The sequence below is a fragment of the Olivibacter sp. SDN3 genome (assembly GCF_014334135.1).
In the GTDB taxonomy this organism is placed as follows: Bacteria; Bacteroidota; Bacteroidia; order Sphingobacteriales; family Sphingobacteriaceae; genus Olivibacter.
In genome coordinates this window covers 3,815,383-3,832,918 of sequence record NZ_CP060497.1, presented here as the reverse complement: position 1 = coordinate 3,832,918, position 17,536 = coordinate 3,815,383, and the positions used below count along the sequence as shown (strand labels likewise).

14 protein-coding genes are annotated in these 17,536 nt (G+C 41.0%); 5 read left to right on the top strand and 9 right to left on the bottom strand.

What is annotated here, in order from left to right:
- Nucleotide 1 precedes the first annotated feature (1 nt).
- A complete protein-coding gene (locus H8S90_RS15865) occupies nt 2-1,624 on the bottom strand; it encodes a dihydroxyacetone kinase subunit DhaK (RefSeq protein WP_187338831.1) in 1,623 nt (540 codons plus the stop codon).
- Between the two features lie 83 nt (nt 1,625-1,707).
- A complete protein-coding gene (gene pepE, locus H8S90_RS15860; protein WP_187338830.1) occupies nt 1,708-2,430 on the bottom strand; it encodes a dipeptidase PepE in 723 nt (240 codons plus the stop codon).
- A gap of 534 nt (nt 2,431-2,964) precedes the next feature.
- Between pepE and H8S90_RS15855 the strand changes: the two genes are divergently transcribed.
- Both H8S90_RS15855 and H8S90_RS15850 read left to right on the top strand, forming a co-directional pair.
- The gene (locus tag H8S90_RS15855; RefSeq protein ID WP_187338829.1) at nt 2,965-3,465 is read left to right on the top strand and encodes a hypothetical protein; all 501 of its coding nucleotides are present in this window, start codon (nt 2,965-2,967) and stop codon (nt 3,463-3,465) included.
- A gap of 188 nt (nt 3,466-3,653) precedes the next feature.
- The gene (locus H8S90_RS15850) at nt 3,654-4,076 is read left to right on the top strand and encodes a secondary thiamine-phosphate synthase enzyme YjbQ (protein WP_187338828.1); all 423 of its coding nucleotides are present in this window, start codon (nt 3,654-3,656) and stop codon (nt 4,074-4,076) included.
- Nucleotides 4,077-4,137: 61 nt separating this feature from the next.
- Here the strand turns inward: H8S90_RS15850 and H8S90_RS15845 are convergent, their stop codons facing one another.
- The gene (locus H8S90_RS15845; RefSeq protein ID WP_187338827.1) at nt 4,138-5,580 is read right to left on the bottom strand and encodes a sulfatase; all 1,443 of its coding nucleotides are present in this window, start codon (nt 5,578-5,580) and stop codon (nt 4,138-4,140) included.
- Nucleotides 5,581-5,704: 124 nt separating this feature from the next.
- Between H8S90_RS15845 and H8S90_RS15840 the strand changes: the two genes are divergently transcribed.
- Nucleotides 5,705-7,102 carry an arylsulfatase gene (locus H8S90_RS15840; RefSeq protein WP_187338826.1) on the top strand — a complete coding sequence of 466 codons (1,398 nt, stop codon included), beginning with the start codon at nt 5,705-5,707 and terminating at the stop codon, nt 7,100-7,102.
- Between the two features lie 11 nt (nt 7,103-7,113).
- Nucleotides 7,114-8,193, top strand: a complete 1,080-nt coding sequence (locus H8S90_RS15835) for a histidinol-phosphate transaminase (RefSeq protein WP_187338825.1) — start codon at nt 7,114-7,116, stop codon at nt 8,191-8,193.
- 28 nt (nt 8,194-8,221) lie between these two features.
- Here the strand turns inward: H8S90_RS15835 and H8S90_RS15830 are convergent, their stop codons facing one another.
- From H8S90_RS15830 to H8S90_RS15805, 6 genes are all read right to left on the bottom strand, one after another.
- Nucleotides 8,222-8,983: a class I SAM-dependent methyltransferase gene (locus H8S90_RS15830; RefSeq protein WP_187338824.1), complete on the bottom strand. Its 762-nt coding sequence runs from the start codon at nt 8,981-8,983 to the stop codon at nt 8,222-8,224.
- A 106-nt stretch (nt 8,984-9,089) separates the two neighbouring features.
- Entirely contained in the window at nt 9,090-10,487 is a 1,398-nt protein-coding gene (locus H8S90_RS15825) for a sulfatase (RefSeq protein ID WP_187338823.1), read from the bottom strand.
- Nucleotides 10,488-10,602: 115 nt separating this feature from the next.
- A complete protein-coding gene (locus H8S90_RS15820) occupies nt 10,603-11,511 on the bottom strand; it encodes an NAD(P)/FAD-dependent oxidoreductase (RefSeq protein WP_187338822.1) in 909 nt (302 codons plus the stop codon).
- 70 nt (nt 11,512-11,581) lie between these two features.
- Nucleotides 11,582-12,136 carry a TetR/AcrR family transcriptional regulator gene (locus tag H8S90_RS15815; RefSeq protein WP_187338821.1) on the bottom strand — a complete coding sequence of 185 codons (555 nt, stop codon included), beginning with the start codon at nt 12,134-12,136 and terminating at the stop codon, nt 11,582-11,584.
- Between the two features lie 272 nt (nt 12,137-12,408).
- Entirely contained in the window at nt 12,409-13,644 is a 1,236-nt protein-coding gene (locus H8S90_RS15810) for a DUF4374 domain-containing protein (protein WP_187338820.1), read from the bottom strand.
- A gap of 30 nt (nt 13,645-13,674) precedes the next feature.
- Nucleotides 13,675-16,062 carry a TonB-dependent receptor gene (locus H8S90_RS15805; protein WP_187338819.1) on the bottom strand — a complete coding sequence of 796 codons (2,388 nt, stop codon included), beginning with the start codon at nt 16,060-16,062 and terminating at the stop codon, nt 13,675-13,677.
- Nucleotides 16,063-16,578: 516 nt separating this feature from the next.
- Here H8S90_RS15805 and H8S90_RS15800 point away from each other — a divergent pair.
- On the top strand, nt 16,579-17,514 hold the full coding sequence (locus H8S90_RS15800) for an endonuclease/exonuclease/phosphatase family protein (RefSeq protein ID WP_187338818.1): 936 nt from the start codon (nt 16,579-16,581) through the stop codon (nt 17,512-17,514).
- Nucleotides 17,515-17,536 lie beyond the last annotated feature (22 nt).

Below are 17,536 nucleotides of genomic sequence, written 5' to 3'. Positions count from 1 at the left end.
TTTATTTTTTCAGCTCTTCCAAAATACGAGCTACTATTTCCGCCCCAGGATCTGGAATATCTTTTAGATTCCGCGCGGAGAGATAAGAAGATCGACCCGATTTTGTCTTTGTAATTTTTTTTGTGTCCTCGGCCCCCTTTCTCGCGGCTTCGGCAATTTCTCCCAGAGACTTATCGGCCTCCATAGCCTCAAAAGCTGGCTGCAAAGCATCTATCATTGTGCGATCGCCTAAATCAGCTCCACCCAGTTCTTTCATTTTTTCCAGCCCCACCATCAAAGCCCCACCCAACTCTTTTTTATCAGGAAATGCATTTCCCGCAGCTGTAAACAATATCGATAGCAATACCCCACTTGACCCTCCTGCCTCGCGCGCCAAAAGCCTGCCTATACTTAACAACAGCTTCGAATTATCATTTAATGGTAATTTATTTAAAACAGATTTTATCTTTCTGCCTGCATGAGCAAAAGTTGTTCCGGCGTCTCCATCACCCACTTTATTATCTAATGCGTTCATTTCCTTTTCCAGTGAAATGAGAAGTGAACTAATTTTCTCCAACAGCTGTTTTACCGCTTTATTGGAAGAAGACTTGTAGGGAATAATTTCAGGTAGTTTAGGACTTTTTATTTTACCTGGCGTTGTAAAACGGCTTATGTGCCATGACGACGGTCCGACACGCTTCAACAACGTACGCTCAATCTCATCATTCAGCAACACAAGAGAAAGCGAAAATCCACTCATATTAATAGACGACATGATGGGCGCGGGACCAACGAGGTAACTTACCTGTTTAGCGAGTCTTGTTTTAGCAAATGCATGAATAAGGATATTCATTTCTATAGGGCTTACACTTCCCATATTATTTAATAAAAGCGCATATTTAGCCTTTGTCTTTGGCAAACTAGCCCTTAATTTCTGCACGGCCTTAGCAACCAACTTATCAGCCTGTTCATAAGAAATAATTTCTGCACCTGGCTCGCCATGAATACCCAAGCCAATCTCCGCCTCTTCGGATTTTAAGCGTGTAGGCTCCTCCTGATCAAAATGCCTGCTATCGGTTAGCGACAATCCAATAGACACCGTATGATTGACGACCTTTTGTGCACTGTCGACAATTTTATCTAAAGATTTACCTTCTTCCGCCAATTGTCCAGCCACTTTTTGTACAAAAACAGTTCCCGCCAAACCTCTCCTTTGCACTTCTTTACCTAACGCAATATCATCTCCTACGGTAATTGTCTCCACGCGAAGGCCTAGGGCTCTGGCTTGCTCAGCGGCCAGGCCAAAATTCAGCCGATCGCCGGTATAGTTCTTAATAATTAGCAAGCAACCTTTCTTTCCTGTTACACTCAAAATCGCAGATAGCACCGCATCTACGGATGGAGAAGCAAAGATATCTCCACATACAGCGGCAGTAAGCATCCCTTTTCCAACAAATCCTGCATGAGCAGGCTCATGTCCAGAACCTCCACCAGAAATGACGGCCACTTTATTTTTTTTCCAATCTCTGCGCACAACGACACGTACTTTTGGGAACGTATCTAATAGTTGTACATCAGGATTAGTTGCGACGCCCAACAACGAATCATTAACGACCTGATCTGTGTCATTTATAAAGGCTTTCATATATGATTATCTACGACTGTTTATTTAAGGGTAATTGTTTAACAAAGTCAAAAAAAGCATCTTTTGTTTTCTTTATCTCTCATTTATCCCTCACTACCATGTTTACCTAAGTCAATTGCAGCGCCTGGCATCAATTCAAATGCCTCTTTATTTGGCAAAAAAATTTTCGAAGTATATTTTCCTTCAGTGCTGATATTGTTTCCTTTTACCCGTATCCAGCTACCTTCACGTAGACCCACAACAGGAATATCGTTAAACACATGAAATTCGCGTATACGCGTTTCTCTTGTTTCACCATTATGTTTTGAGCCGGGAACTGGATCGAGGTAATGCGCATTGATATTGAAAGGCACCAAGCCCATGGTTTTAAAATCGGGCGGATATACGATGGGCATATCGTTGGTGGTTTGCATAGTTACCCCTCCAATATTGCTGCCAGCGCTGGTGCCCAAATATGGCGTACCATTTTCTATTGTTTCCTTTAAGATTTTCATTACACCAAGTTCGTGTAATGTTTTTACCAGTAAAAAGGTATTACCACCGCCAGTAAAAATACCTTGTGCCATATTGATAGCCTCTGCTGGGTCCTGAAAATCATGTAGACCTTTTACACGAATATTCAGTAAAGCAAAAAAGTTTGATACATTTTGCATATATAACTCGTAGGAGATACCTCCCGGACGAGCAAAAGGTATAAATATCAATTCCGACACATTGTTAAAAAGTGAGGTAATCTCCTCTTTAAGATAGGTCAGATACGCCTCACCATACAATGTTGATGTACTGGCCAAAATCACATTTTTCATTAATTATAATTTAATCAATTAACAGCATAAGGCAATGAATTACCTTAGAAAAAATTACTTCAGGCATCCTCTTTCAATAGATCCCATTTCTGCAGTTACAGCTATCCAATGCATTGACAGTTACCATCATCAGTTGGGCTAAATATTGTTCACCAAATATAGCAAATGCTTGTTGCTATGTATCATCTGAAACACTCCATTATGAATTAACATCATCTCTCCCGTTCATGCTAGAATTGTTTTTTCTTCTTCCGTAACAAGTTTCACTTCACGCCAGAATATTCGGGTAAAATAAGAAAAAACAAGATAAAGCAATTAAATTCTTCCCATTACAGCTTTTGATAATAAATTCTTATAAACGGCCTTAGAAGTATAATTAACTAATAAATCTCTAAACAAATTACACATTTAAATGTTATGCAAACATGGCTTTACGTAAATAATTCACGGCCAACAAAAATTTTGGTATAACCATCTGCTATCCTATGGCGGACTCATTAATATTTGTTTACTACAAACATCCAATAAGTCATTATGAAACAGCAACTATTTTTGACAGTTTTCACTTTAATAGTATTATTAGTTTCCTGTCAGAACAAGCAGGATCATCGATCAAAGACACCGGCAGATACAAATGCTATAACCCAAGAAAACTCCGGTGAGGGGGTACCTTATGATATAGTAAAAGGTTATTTTGTAAAAAATACCGTATCCGAAAAGAATTTAGAGAATCCAAAAATTGAAGATGAAGAAACGTTCAATCAATACTTTGGAGCGGCCACTACCATGGGTGAAGAAGGAAAACCAACTACCATTGATTTTACCAAGCAATTTGTAATAGCGGTTATTGAAGCAAGCACAGAGCACCTAACAACGATTGCACCCATTAGTTTAGCAAATACTGGTTCCGATCAGCTGACGTTAACCTACCGCGTCGAAAAAGGTGAAAAGCAATCCTACACTCAACGTCCGGTACTTTTACTCGTTGTCGACAAGATATATAACCAAGAGGTTGTTCTTGAAGAAAGCAAATAATAACCTGCTATCAAAAGTAACTTACTGTGAAAATTGAGTAGTCTAATCTCACTATGTCTGTTAGTACATAAACTGCCAACAAAGAATACTTTTTCTGTTTTTACAAATAGCTCTTTAAAAAATTTATTTTTGAAAAAGTTCTCCGTTAAGCAATAGTAAGGTCAGACATCTATATATTTTAATTATTCATGAAGATATACCAGCAGGATATACAATTAAGGGAAAGGCCAAGAGGCTTTCATTTAATCACCAACGATATTATCAGCAATTTCCATGAGATTAAACAGATAGAAACCGGTATCTGTCAGGTATTTATTCAGCACACCTCAGCTTCATTAACAATAAACGAAAACGCCGACGGCTCTGTCAGACAAGATTTTTCCATGTATTTTAACAAGCTCGTTCCCGAGAATGATCCTGATTACCGCCACGACTATGAAGGGGCTGACGATATGCCTGCCCATCTAAAATCATCGATATTGGGAAGTTTCGTTAGTATCCCCATTCGTCAAGGTAAACTGGCTCTTGGCACCTGGCAGGGTATCTATCTTTGTGAACACCGCAATTATGGCGGGAAAAGAAAATTGGTCGTTACGGCTTGGGGAATATAAAATGGTGCCGTACGGCTGAATCAGTACTTCGAAGGTTCTTTATATACATATTATCAGATCTTTAAAAGGGGCCTTTTTTGTTTACTTTTGTCGCAACTTTGGATGCACCGGGCATCTCACCCCTTTTGTTTTTCTCTGGTAATGGTTGGCCGGTATTACGATCGTACCAATCCGGAGTTAAACGCTGAGGCAAACTATCTCCCGTATCTTCCTGCCACCGCTTCAATACTTTTCTCAACTCGTCGATTTCACCGCCATATGCAGGGTCATCTATCAAGTTAAATTCTTGTAAGTGATCTTCCTTATTATTGAAAAATTCCTCTTTTGACCGGGGCTTCTTCAGTGCTTCTACCTGGTAATCATTCAACAGATGAAGATTATCTTTCAAGGCCTTTGCCGACGGACTCTGATTGGCATCGATAGGCCCCTCGTTTGCGTATTGTGGCCTTTCATTACGGATATAAAGAAAATCTTTGGTTCGAACCGCACGTTCATAGGCTTCGTAATCATGCCAATTATGCTCGGTAAAGATATATTGCCGAAAATCCTTGTCAGGCTCATCCAACAACGTGGCAAAGCTCTCCCCCTGAAAACTTTCCGCCACTTCTACTCCACTCAACTTAAGTAAGGTAGGCGCTATATCGATACTACTTACCAGTGCATCAACCGATTTTCCCGGATGCGCAATACCTTTAGGCCAACAGATCAAGAAGGGTGTACGGGTACCCCTATCCAGTAAACGCGTTTTACTTCCGGGAAAAGGACGCGCATTATCTGCCATAAAAATAACGATCGTATTTTCTGTAATTCCCTGGCCATGCAATTCTTCACGCAATTTGCCTATATGTGCGTCAAGACGGGTAATTTCATTATAGTAAGACGCTAGATCTTTTCGTGTTTCCTCCGTATCCAGCAGCGTTGGCGGTACACGCACCTCCTCCGGTTTGTAGGGCTTGCTAAACTGGTCGTCATCCGACCAGTCCCTGTGGGCATCATAAGGCGCTAACCAAAAAACAAATGGTCTATCTTTTGGTCGATTCTGCAATAAGCTTATCCATTGTTCCTCGCCCCCCTCACCGTTGATTTTTTTATCTACCAACAAGGTGTCATAAGCCCTACGGGTATTTTCGCCTTCGTGCCATTTACCGACTAAAGCCGAAAAATATCCAGCGTTTTTTAACAGTTCAGGAAAATAGCTAAGTTCCGCCGGAAGTTCGGTATGTAATTCCGCAGCACCTGTATTATGCGGATAGCGACCGGTCAAAATACTGGTGCGGCTTGGGCTGCAAGAGCTGGAAGTTACATAAAAATTAGTAAACTGAAGCCCTTCTTGTGCAAGCTGGTCAATATGCGGTGTGCGGATCGCCTGGTTACCGTAGCAACCAATATCATCCCAGCTGATATCATCTGCCAGCACAAATACGATATTTGGCTTTTCCTGTGCCGACTCTTTACAACCTGCCATTAACCAGCACAACAGTAAATAGCATATTATTTTTTTCATTATTTAACTAAGTACCATATAGCAATTTGCCAAATATAGCGTATAAAAGCAATAAAATAATACAAAGTCTACCATTTTTATATACTTTGTTATATTTGTTCTTTATTAGTTATAAATAAAATATATGAAACTCATTCCAGCATTCGCCTTTAGCCTACTTTTAACCATTAACTTTTTTTTGTATGCTCAACCTGCTCCTGAACGGCCCAATATTATCTTCATCTTGGCAGATGATCTAGGGTATGGAGATTTGGGTATATATGGACAGCAACTCATCCAAACGCCCAACATTGATCAACTCGGGCGGGAGGGTATTATTTTCACTGACTTTTATGCAGGCGCCCCCGTTTGCTCCCCTTCGAGAAGTGTACTACTTACCGGGCTCCATACCGGGCATACTACAATTCGGGGAAACGCAACCATAGAAGGAGGCATCGCGGGCAAAAAAGGTAAGCAAACCGTTTACCGTGCCAACTTACTTGACACCGACTATACCATCGGTAACCTTCTACAAGACGCTGGGTATACGACCGCTTTGGTCGGGAAATGGCATGTAGATGGTTATGATTCCCTGGCTACTCCATTACATCGGGGATTTGATGAATTTACGGGATGGCTGATTAACCAGCCCGAAACTTATGCCAGCACCTATTGGCCTGGAAAACGTTATAGAAACGGTGAATTAATAGCTATTGAAGAAAACGCTTCAGGTTCCAGAAACTATTATGAAACTCATCTTTGTACAGATGAAGCGATTGATTTTTTGTCGAGGCAACAAAATACTCAACAACCGTTCTTTCTAATGGTGAACTACAACAACCCCCATTCACCGCTGGACGCACCCGATCACGCCATTTATAAAGATAAAGATTGGCCAGAAGATATGAAGATTTATGCCGCGATGACGCATTATCTTGATCAGTCAGTAGCCAAAATCAAAAATCACCTCATTCAAAATGGCTTATCAGAAAACACCCTTATTATTTTCTGTTCGGATAACGGGCCAAGGTCTGAAGGTACTGAGCAATTAACTGCAGTGGCTGATTTTTTCGACTCCAATGGTGACCTTAGGGGATACAAGCGCGACCTGTATGAAGGAGGAATCCGTGTACCATTTATTGTATGGGCACCGGGTATTACCCGCCATCCTAATAAGAACACAACCCCCGCCTATTTCGCCGATATCATGCCCACTTTAGGGGAAATTGCGGGTGCATCAAACGCCTATCAAACAGATGGCATCAGTATTTATCCCGCTATCAAGGGCAGTCCTCAAGCTAAAAAGAGATTTTTATACTGGGAGTTTTTCGAAAGAGGTTTTGAACAAGCCGTGCGCTATGGTAAATGGAAAGCTATCAAACGTGCTAATAAACTAGCGCTTTATGACCTGGAAAAGGATATAGCAGAGCAGACAGACCTTGCTGCTAAATATCCCGAAGTATTAGAGGAAATCAATAGCTATTTGGCAAATTGTCGAACTGAATCACCTTTTTGGCCTACTAAATCAATACCTATCAACTAAACTATCATTTAATGAAACATCTATCGAGACTTTTTTCTTTAGTCGCTGCCCTGATCAGCTCCATGGCTATCCTTCAAGCACAAACGACGGCTAAAAGCATACAGCTTTCACTCAACGAAAATCCTTTCGGACCCACCAAAAGCGTACTGGAAAAAATTCAAGAGGAAAGTCAGCAAATTGCCCGTTACACAGCAGAAGAAGGGCAAGCTTTTATAGCATCCCTCGCCCAATACGAAGGAGTAGATACCGATCAGATTATTCCCGGCGAGTTATTAGCACAACTTGGCATTTATTTGGGGATAAAAGGAGGTGCCGGTGGTGAATTTATTTACACTGTTCCCGGATACCCGGTACTGGCAGAAGCCGCGGGCAGTGTTGGTGGCAAAATTATCGAAGTACCACTGAATGAGCATCTGGAAAATGACCTTGACGCCATCGAGGCACATATTACCCCGCAAACACAAGCCGTTTTTTTGGTTAACCCACACAACCCTTCTGGCACCGTTAATGATAAAGATCGTTTCCTCCAGTTTTTACACCGGGTATCTTCCCGAACGCTGGTTATAGTAGACGAAGCGTATTTGGAATATACAGATGATTTTGCCGGAAGAACTGCTGTAAACAACCTGAAAGCAGGCGACCAAGTAATTGTTTTCAGGACTTTTGCTAAAATGTATGGACTCGCGGGGCTAGGCATGGGCTATGCAGTAGCACCCAAAACACTTGCCAAATTCCTTCGTGAACAAGGATTGGGCAATCCTCATGAGCTCAACCGAATTTCCATTGCCGCGGCAAGCGCTGCGCTAAAAGATCAGGCCTTTGTTTCCCATGTCAAACATACCGTAGACGTCGAACGACAAAAATGGTTTGAATTACTGGAACAACTCGGACTTCGCTATACCTCTTCCCAAGCAAATTTTGTATTTTTCGACGCCAAAAAGCCTTATCAGGATACCTATCGCAAATTTGAGGAAGCAGGAATTCATGTCAGTCGTAGCTTCGCTCCCTACAATACCTGGATCCGGATAACCATTGGGCTGCCGGAGGAAAATGAAAAAGCAAGAAATGTGTTAAAAGCATTTCTTCAATAGTTGAACCTGCATGCAGTTTAACGCTTTATTAGCGAAATGATCCGATATAAAGTTTGGTTTCGTAATTAATCCGTATTTCTCCGTTTTGTTGATAACGGTCAAACAATAGCCGTAAGTCGCCGACCATCTCTTCATATCCTGCCTCATGATGCGAAGGCATATATGAAGACGATAGCAAACGTCCCTTCAAACCTTCAAAATCGAATATTTGCCAATTGGCAAGCACCTCGATGGCACAAGCTCCAGGTTCAAAAAAGGTTTGGATTTTTTGTTCATCAATATTTCTATGATCAACGCTCACGTAATCGATTCCATGCTTAACGATCAATTCATCATAATCCTTTTCAAAAGGTGTTTGCGTCAAGCGCTCATTCCATAATAAGATGACTTTCCCACTGGCAGCTAGGATACGCTGAAATTCCTTTTTTGTCTTCAAGCGGTCAAACCAATGAAAAGCCTGACCGGCAACTATCACATCTATGCTGTGTGCCTCCAATTCAGTATTCTCGGCCGTACCATCCTTCACCTCAAACTTTGTATAATTCGCCAGCAACTCGACTGATCTATCGCGCATTTCTTTATTAGGTTCCACTCCTATTACTTCATAGCCAGCATCCAAAAACAGCGCGCTCGAAATCCCGGTGCCCGACCCAATATCGGCTATGCGACTGTTATTTTTTAATTGGTATTTCTCCTGCAATAAAGAAATAATCGTAGGCGGATAAGAAGGTCTATATTTGACATAATCGTCTACCCTATTGCTAAATCTGTGCGTACTATTTATTTGCATTGCTATTCATTTTTATTGATGATAGCAATATAATGATATTACCAGGTAAATCTATTTAAAATGACAAAAAATGCCATCGAAAACTTATAGTTGATCAATTCTACTTTTACCGATAACCTTTCCGAAGGATTTCAGCCAGTTCTTTTACTGTCGATTGATATTTTTCATCGTTCGCCAGGTTATTAAATTCACCAGGATCTACCGCATGATCGTACAGCTCCACTCCGGCCTTTCCTTCATCCCATTCGGTATAACGCCAGCGTTCAGTCCGAACACTTCGCCCAAAAAAATCTGTTCGTCTCACTTGGGTATAAGCAGGCTTATCCCACGTTTCCGACGGGTTGTTCAATAGTGGCACTAAGCTTTTGCCCTCCAAATCGCCAGGAGCGCTTAGGCCTGTCAACTCAGCTAATGTAGGATAAATATCCAGCAGCTCAACCGTGCGCCCCGTCTTCTTGTCTGGATCAACTCCAGGTGCCGCTATTATTAAGGGTACTCGCGCGGAGTTTTCAAACAGGCTCTGCTTCATCCACTGCCCATGTTGACCAACGTTATATCCATGATCACTCCACAGTACGACGACCGTATTATCACTCAAATTCAAACTATCTAAAGCAGCTATTAATCGCCCTACCTGCGCATCCATGAACGATATAGACGCATAATATGCTCGTAAAACCTCCCTACGCTGTGCTTCGTTCAAACCCCAATGTGCCGGTTTAGTAAACAAAGCAGCTTCTGGGATATCCTCCAAATCGTTATCTTTTTCTTCAGGAAGTGGGATAGAAGCCGTCGGATAGTAATCAAAATACTTCTTAGGAGCAACGTATGGGCTATGCGGCCTATAAAAACCAACGGCGAGGAAGAAAGGCTTATCTCCTTTTTCTTGCAATAACTTAATGGCTTCCGTGGCCACCAAGCCATCGGTTTGTTCCAAATCACTTCCCTCGGCAATATGATAAGCAAGAGCACTTCCCAGCCCTCTATCTGGTGTCAAGTTAATCACTTTTGACTCTTCCGTCTTATCTCTTCCTTTGGGATTAATCCGAAGATTCCAAGATATCGAATCATCCAGGCCATTTGTTCCGATCTGTCCGGGAACGCCATAGTGAAAAATCTTTCCTACACGAGCAGTAAAATATTGGTTATTCTTAAATAATTGAGGTAAAGTGATCACATCCGGTAAATTTTGGCGAAAATGTGTCTGTAGTTCGTAGATACCGGTGACATCCGGGCGATGCCCGGTCAACAACGAAGAACGGCTTGGGCTACAGAGTGGAAATTGCGTATAGGCACGTTCAAAAGTAACACCACGTTTTGCCAGATTATCAATATTTGGTGACTTAACATAGGTATTGCCATAAACCCCTAGATCATTATTCAGATCGTCTACCGCTATAAACAGCACATTTAATTTACTGTCTTTCGCTTGGGAAAAGGCATTCCACGAATTTAAAGTAAAAACTATTAGCAGCGTTACCTGCAGGGGCTTGAAGAAGTGCATAACTGTCTTTTTTTATTTCTATGTATATTACAAATGTATGTTGACCTAACCTATGTTCATACCTATAAATCTTACGTAATGGGTGAAGAAATGCTACCTATTCGTAAACCAAACCTTAATACCCTTCTGTTATCAGCTCATGGTTGATAAATGCGCCCGCTACTGCCCCTGTTGAAACCGCCATTGCCAAACTCCTAAGCGGGGAAGCGTTATCGCCTGCGGCATAAATACCGGGCACATTCGTTTTCTGAAAGCCATCTACCGCAATGTGTCCAACTTCATTGATCGTACAGCCCAAACGTTCTGGTATTTTACAATGTTGTTCAAAAGGTAAATGCGCATAAAGTACTTTGAGCGTTATCGAGCTTCCATCTACTAATATAACCCGGTTAATATAACCTTCCTTATGCTCTACCTTTTTTACAGGTTGTTCAATAATCTCAACACCCATGGACGCGAATTGCTCCCGATGTATCGTGCTAATAGTAGAGGTACCATTAGTAAAAAGGGTTAATTTCTTTGTCCAGTTATGGATCAACCGCCCTTTCTCTAACGCCATATCGCCGTTTACAATCACTCCAGTCGGTTCATTTCTATATTCATAACCATGACAATAAGGACAGTGAATAGCAGTGATACCCCAACAATCTGCAAAACCATCTATTGCGGGCATTTGATCCCTGATACCCGTTGCAAATAGTATTTTTTTTGCTTGCATACGCCTTCCTGAGGTTGTTTCCAAATAAAAAGACGAATTCTCTCCTTTTACCATTTCTACGCGGTCTTTTGTATACTGTAAGGTTGGGTAAGCCAATACCTGCTTTTTGCATAATGCAGCAATATCGGCCGGCACTTGCCCATCTTGGGTAAGGAAATTATGTGCATGTGGCGTTTGGCGGTTGCATGGGCTGCCACTATCAACAATAAGCGCTCTACGTATAGCTCTGCCCAAGGCCATCGCTGCGGATAACCCAGCATAACTTCCCCCTATGATCGCTACATCATAACTGTTTTGTGTTTCCATATTCATTCATTAAAAAATATTTATCTATACTCAACATGTCTCATTTATGAGACATGTTGAGGCAATTTTTTTATAATCCAATTCCTTTACTGAAAGAAAACCACGCAAACTGCTTTAAATGTTGTTTAGCAACAGCTCCTGCAGTCTCTGCTTGAACGGTAGCATTTATCACACTGGTAAAAAAAATAAAAATCCATTCAACAGAGGTATGCTTAGTTATTGTTCCTTCATCTTGCAACTTGACAATTACCCTTTCATACTGCTCATACATAGCATCATATTCTGCACAATCTTTATTCTCATGCCTATGTTGGTGCCCCTCTCTGCTATGCAGTTTGTGAAAAAAAGCATACCTAACACCACAATCTACCGCTGCATATAACATCTGCTCCAGTTGCTCCAACGGAACTTCGGAGCTGTTCAACGCTTCGGCCATGGCTTTGCTACATCTCTTCCGCATATGCTGCCCGCATAAAGCAATGAGCTCGCTCCTATCTTTAAAATACCGATGAAGTGTTCTTCTGGTAATCGACGCTTTTTCAGCAACCCTTTCCAGCGGAGCAGATAAATCGTCGTTAAACACCAAAATGGCCGACTCTATAATTTTCTCTTGTGTATCTATCATTTCGTTGTTGACACAATAATAGGACTAATTTCTCATTTATGCGACATATTTATGTCAGAAAAAGATTTACTTTCTCTTTACGATTACAAGCTCAGCGGTAAACGGCCCCCGAAGAGTTGGAGCAAAATTGACACAACCAGTTCAATATCATGATCAAGAAGCTGCAACCGTATTTTCGAAAGAAACCTAATGGATCTTTACAGGTAGATAGATTGAAAAAATGTTATCTGGGTAAATGTTTTGTTTACCCAGATAACACGCTAAGAAAAGGTCTAATAGGTTAACTTATTAATTGAAGAGACATTTGCACCGGTAATTTCCAATCCACGTGTGGCTGTGGCAGTATTGGCATCGATGGTGTATACTACATACTTTTCTGCAGACTCACGTAAAACAAATCGTACCGTATGCCCATCATCCTCTGTAAAGGCTGGAAAGTCATACCATGGCGCTTCATACTCCGGCGTTCCATCTATATAGGTAATACCTTGCGCAAGTACATCAGCTATCGCTAGTTTCACCCTTGCCGGTCCGCCACCGTCGCGTTCAGGATCATTCGTTCCGTTATCCGCTTCCAGTGCTATCAAAAATTTACCATCTGCAATATATGTCCCGCGAACAATCTTTGCTCCTTCGGTTTTCTCTTCCACATTAAAAAAGTATTCTTGGTCAAAAGAATCTGTCCCTTTCGCAATTTTCATAAACGCAGAAGGATTTTTCGAGCCAAAAGCGCCAGACCATAGGTAGACATCGCCATTTTCAATTTGCTTTAAACTATTTTGGCAAAACCAAAATCCGCTTTGGCTAGAACGCCCGTCACGAATCACGGTTTTCACCGAAAGCTCGGGATAATTCACCACTGCCACCCAAGTACTATCTTTATATTTGGTATTTTGCCCGGCCACACCAGGCACTGAATAATAAGGTAAGTATAATTTGTCATCATCAACCTGGAAAACACCTGTAAATACAGCAACTTCATCCGTACCGGTAACTTTGCTAATATCAATCGTGTTCCGTTCTGCAAGCACTAGATTTTTTGCGTCGTAGCGCATAATAGTAGCATTGGGTTCAGCTTTACTCGTAGTAAGTGAAGTAAAAACAAACGCATCGTCGTCTACCTTACCATAGGTAAGTGCGGTAACAGCATTAATGGTGCTCCCTGCGGTTACCACTTTACCCTCATTATTTAGTTCGTATGGTGTTATAGGCCCCTGACCTCCCCAAACCAGTCCAAAGATTTTATTGTGCTGCGCGATAAAAGAATATCCATCTGCCTCGGCCCCGGTACCTGTAGTAGAAATAGATCCTTGCGTAACATCGTCGACCGGTACAATATAATTAGCAGACTCGTCTCCCGAACCTACCGAAGTTATCAGAAAGACATATTTGGAGCGGCCTCCATCATTTCCATCGTTATCATCTGGGCCATTGCTTCTCTTCGAGCAGGATGCCAGGATACCTCCTACCGCTAATGCGGCTAAACAATACATGTATTTAATTTTCATTGTGCTATGGATTAATATTTCATTTGACTATTATTGATTATTCAAAAAATAACGCAATTTGAGGTTGAACGACCTACTTGGCTTTTGTAAGCTAAAATTATCATACAGTAATTCATCCGTTAGGTTTCTACATTCCAAGGCAACATGATATTTTCCCGCACCAAATGAGTACACCGCATTCGCATCATGCGCCAATTGTTTTGGGATATCGGCCTTATTTGTTTCTCCCTGACTCGGCCATCTTAAGTAATAAGCATGCACATACAAAAGATTGTAGCCCAGAGAAAGCGTATTTCCATTTTTTCCTACGTTGTATAGCGTATAAGAAGCATAGGCATTGCCGTATAGAAAAGGCATATTAGGAATTCTATCACGGTATACAGGGCTTACATTATTAGCGTCTCCCTCATACATTGTATTGTTACGAAGATTTTGATAAGTAACATTTATCCCAGCCGTGAGCTTATCTTTGTATATATACCTTAATTCACTATCAAACCCTAAATTGGAGACATCCCGTAGGTTGGCATTTCGCAATTGAGCCACCCCGGTTCCTGTGGAAAGAACAGGTCTGATAAAATCCTTTGCGATACGGTTTATCAAATTTGCTTCCGCATATAAGCGATGGTTGTGATTAATAGTAAAAGCATAATTGGCTCCAAAATTAATATTATGACTCGATTCCGGCCTCAAGTTAAAATTTGCATCCACATTCACTATATCGCCAAATAGCTCCTCATTTTCCGGTAAACGAAAGCTTTTTTCATAAGAAAGTTTCAGTTGTAGATCGGGTAATAAAAAATACGTACTTGCCAAACCATAGCCCAAATCATCAAAAGTATTCTTCTGCTGGTAGTATATTTGATCGATTACCTGAAATGAGGTATTATGTTGATAGTAATGTTTAACAAATACCGTCGTGTTCCACCTTGAACTGGCATCCCACCGATAAGCTAGCCCGGTTATACTTTTCTGTGTTTTCCTTGGTTGTCGTGCGTTTTCATCTTCCGGTACCAGTTCATTTTCTCCTTTACGATTAAAAGTACTAAACTGGTTATTCAACACGAGCGAATGCCTCTCATTCAATGCATAACTCAACGCAGCGTTAGCTAAGCCAATATTATTCTTGAATTTATATAAAGTTCGGGACCGCTCTCCTCCAGCCATCCATTGGCTTGGGTCAGCCCCTTTGTATATCCAATCTCCCAACCAATTATATTGTTTAAAGGCAGTATCTATGGTTTGTTCCTCCCCAAAATTAAAGTTACCATTCAGTCTTAACTCCAGCCCTTTTACAAAAAGGTCTTTTTTGCTATACTTCACAGAGGGCATGATGATACTTCCCCTTCTTCTTCGTTCACCATACACATCATACATCCTGTTACCCGTTTGTATATCAGCCCAATTTTGACCAAGCGTAATACCGATCAGTAAGCGGTCGGCAAATTTTTTATCGACCAGTCCCATATTGGCGATAATAGTTTCATTACGGTAGGAATCATGAAAGCGTCGTGCCCAACCATTGTACGTGTAACCAGTTAAGAGGTTTTCAACGATAGGTACAAAAACTTTATAATTATTATCAGAATAGTTCTGAAACGCGTTTAATTGAAAGGTAAAACCCGACTTTGATGTGTAACCTGCGTTAATCGTTGATCGATGAGTGTTGAATGATCCATAAGAGTAAGAAACGTCGAGATAGTTGCGATGTGTTTGATTTGTAACAATATTAATTGCTCCTCCCAAAGCGTCGGCACCAAGTGAAATAGGAACCACGCCTTTATATACTTCTACTCTTTCTGCAAGGTTGACAGGAATATTATTTATCTGGAAAGAGGAGCCAAAATTGTCCATCGGCACACCGTCGATAAAAAACTTCACCTGTCTTCCCATAAATCCATTCAGGGAAAAATTAAAACTAGACCCTACTCCTCCTGTTTCGCGCACACGCACGCCAGACACTCGATCCAATGCATGTGATAAATCCAAGGTTGTGTTATGTAGCTGCCGTGCGTCTATTGAGGTAATATTGTACGCTTGCCTATTCGCGGTCTGATTGGCCGTTCTGCCAATCACCGACACCTCATCCATCTGGTTCAATTCATCTTCCAACAGTACATCAAACACATTTTTTTCATCTGGCTTGATTGAAAAGTCTTTTACAACTGATATATAACCTAACGCACGTATCTGTAGGCGATAGTTTCCGGGCGGAATACCTGTTATCTCATAAAACCCTCTAGCCGAAGTTACCGTGCCAAAACCTGTATTCAGCAAGCGAATAGAAGCAGCCTCTACAGCCTCTTGCTGTTTATTGGTAATACGCCCCTGGATGGATGATAAACCGCTGCCTTGCGCGAAAGAAAAAAATGTATAGGCGCACAATATGCCTACAAGCAAAATTTTGTTAATTTGCATTGCTTTTAAGTGATAATCGTGATTTAAAAGTAACTCAACACGTTGAGTTGGAGCTGTACAGTTGCAACCTGTACAGCTCTCTTTTATCTGAAAGCTTTTGTTCTATTTGTTTATATATCCATTAATAAATTTTCTTCAAATCTTATCGCTTCCTGGAGGATGTTCATTCGGATAAAATATACCTATGAGGTATAAAAAAAAACCTAAAAATTCGTTTAAAAAACAAGAAATCCTCTTGCTATTAAGTATAAGATTCGAGGCAAATATACATTTATTTAGAATAATTAAAAATAAAGACCACTAAATAAAAAGCTTACCATCATCACCAAGCCAATATCTACTCAGACTTGCATATCAAATAAAGTTTATCTAAGTTTGTGATGGCATATGCCAAGTACATAACCATTTAGCCATTTCCATATTTTCAGTTTCAGAACAAAAAGTGTAAATGACTAAGAAATTTCAGATTAGCTAAATCAATTTAGCTTGTAAAAAAACAAAAACAAACAGTATATTATGATCTATTTATTCAAACCAAAATTCGCCTTATTATTTCTTGGATTCTGCCTATGTTCTTCGTTATTATTGGCGCAACGGCTCAACGTCGCTAGCTATAATATCCGCAATGATAATAACACCGAAGACGCCGCCCAAGGTGATGGCTGGAAACAACGTTTTCCCATCATTACGGATATGGTTCGTTTCCATGAATTCGACATCTTTGGTACCCAGGAAGGACTTCACCATCAGCTGGAAGACCTCAAAGGCAACCTGCCTAACTATGCGTATACAGGCAGCGGTCGGGATGATGGCAAGCAGGCCGGTGAATATTCAGCAATATTCTACAACACCGAAAAATTTGAGTTGCTCGACGCAGGCGACTTTTGGTTGTCCAGCCAAACTGACCGACCAAATAAAGGCTGGGATGCTGTATTACCACGCATTTGTAGCTGGGCAAAATTACAGTTAAAAGAAAACGGAAAAACGCTATATTTTTTTAATGTACACTTTGACCATGTTGGCACGGAGGCCAGGCGAGAGAGTGCCAAACTTATCCTACAAAAAGTAAAAGAACTAGCGGGTAATCATACCGCTATACTTACGGGCGACTTCAACGTAGATCAGCACAGTGACAGCTACGAAGTATTGCAGCAGTCTGACATCATGCAAGATGCCTACGAAAGAGCTGCTTTCAAGTATGCAAGCAACGGAACGTTCAATAATTTTAATCCAAACAGTAAAACCGATAGCCGCATCGACCATATCTTTGTCACCACCGATTTTGACGTAACGAAATACGGTATATTAACTGATACCTACCGTTCAAACTTAACAGATCCGGAAGAAGCTTATCAATCAGGTAATTTCCCAAAAGAGGTAAGTCTGAAGGATTTTCGTGCTCGTGTTCCATCCGATCATTTTCCAGTAATGATTACCGTTCAAATGCCTTAATACCATAGCAGTTATACATCTA

Excerpts from the sequence above, each read along its gene's own strand:
- H8S90_RS15840 (WP_187338826.1), top strand. The coding sequence starts at position 5,705 with ATGAAACTCATTCCAGCATTCGCCTTTAGCCTACTTTTAACCATTAAC.
- H8S90_RS15845 (WP_187338827.1), bottom strand. The coding sequence starts at position 5,580 with ATGAAAAAAATAATATGCTATTTACTGTTGTGCTGGTTAATGGCAGGT.
- H8S90_RS15805 (WP_187338819.1), bottom strand. The coding sequence starts at position 16,062 with ATGCAAATTAACAAAATTTTGCTTGTAGGCATATTGTGCGCCTATACA.
- H8S90_RS15850 (WP_187338828.1), top strand. The coding sequence starts at position 3,654 with ATGAAGATATACCAGCAGGATATACAATTAAGGGAAAGGCCAAGAGGC.
- H8S90_RS15820 (WP_187338822.1), bottom strand. The coding sequence starts at position 11,511 with ATGGAAACACAAAACAGTTATGATGTAGCGATCATAGGGGGAAGTTAT.
- H8S90_RS15835 (WP_187338825.1), top strand. The coding sequence starts at position 7,114 with ATGAAACATCTATCGAGACTTTTTTCTTTAGTCGCTGCCCTGATCAGC.
- H8S90_RS15810 (WP_187338820.1), bottom strand. The coding sequence starts at position 13,644 with ATGAAAATTAAATACATGTATTGTTTAGCCGCATTAGCGGTAGGAGGT.
- H8S90_RS15815 (WP_187338821.1), bottom strand. The coding sequence starts at position 12,136 with ATGATAGATACACAAGAGAAAATTATAGAGTCGGCCATTTTGGTGTTT.
- H8S90_RS15855 (WP_187338829.1), top strand. The coding sequence starts at position 2,965 with ATGAAACAGCAACTATTTTTGACAGTTTTCACTTTAATAGTATTATTA.
- H8S90_RS15800 (WP_187338818.1), top strand. The coding sequence starts at position 16,579 with ATGATCTATTTATTCAAACCAAAATTCGCCTTATTATTTCTTGGATTC.
- H8S90_RS15830 (WP_187338824.1), bottom strand. The coding sequence starts at position 8,983 with ATGCAAATAAATAGTACGCACAGATTTAGCAATAGGGTAGACGATTAT.
- H8S90_RS15865 (WP_187338831.1), bottom strand. The coding sequence starts at position 1,624 with ATGAAAGCCTTTATAAATGACACAGATCAGGTCGTTAATGATTCGTTG.
- H8S90_RS15825 (WP_187338823.1), bottom strand. The coding sequence starts at position 10,487 with ATGCACTTCTTCAAGCCCCTGCAGGTAACGCTGCTAATAGTTTTTACT.
- pepE (WP_187338830.1), bottom strand. The coding sequence starts at position 2,430 with ATGAAAAATGTGATTTTGGCCAGTACATCAACATTGTATGGTGAGGCG.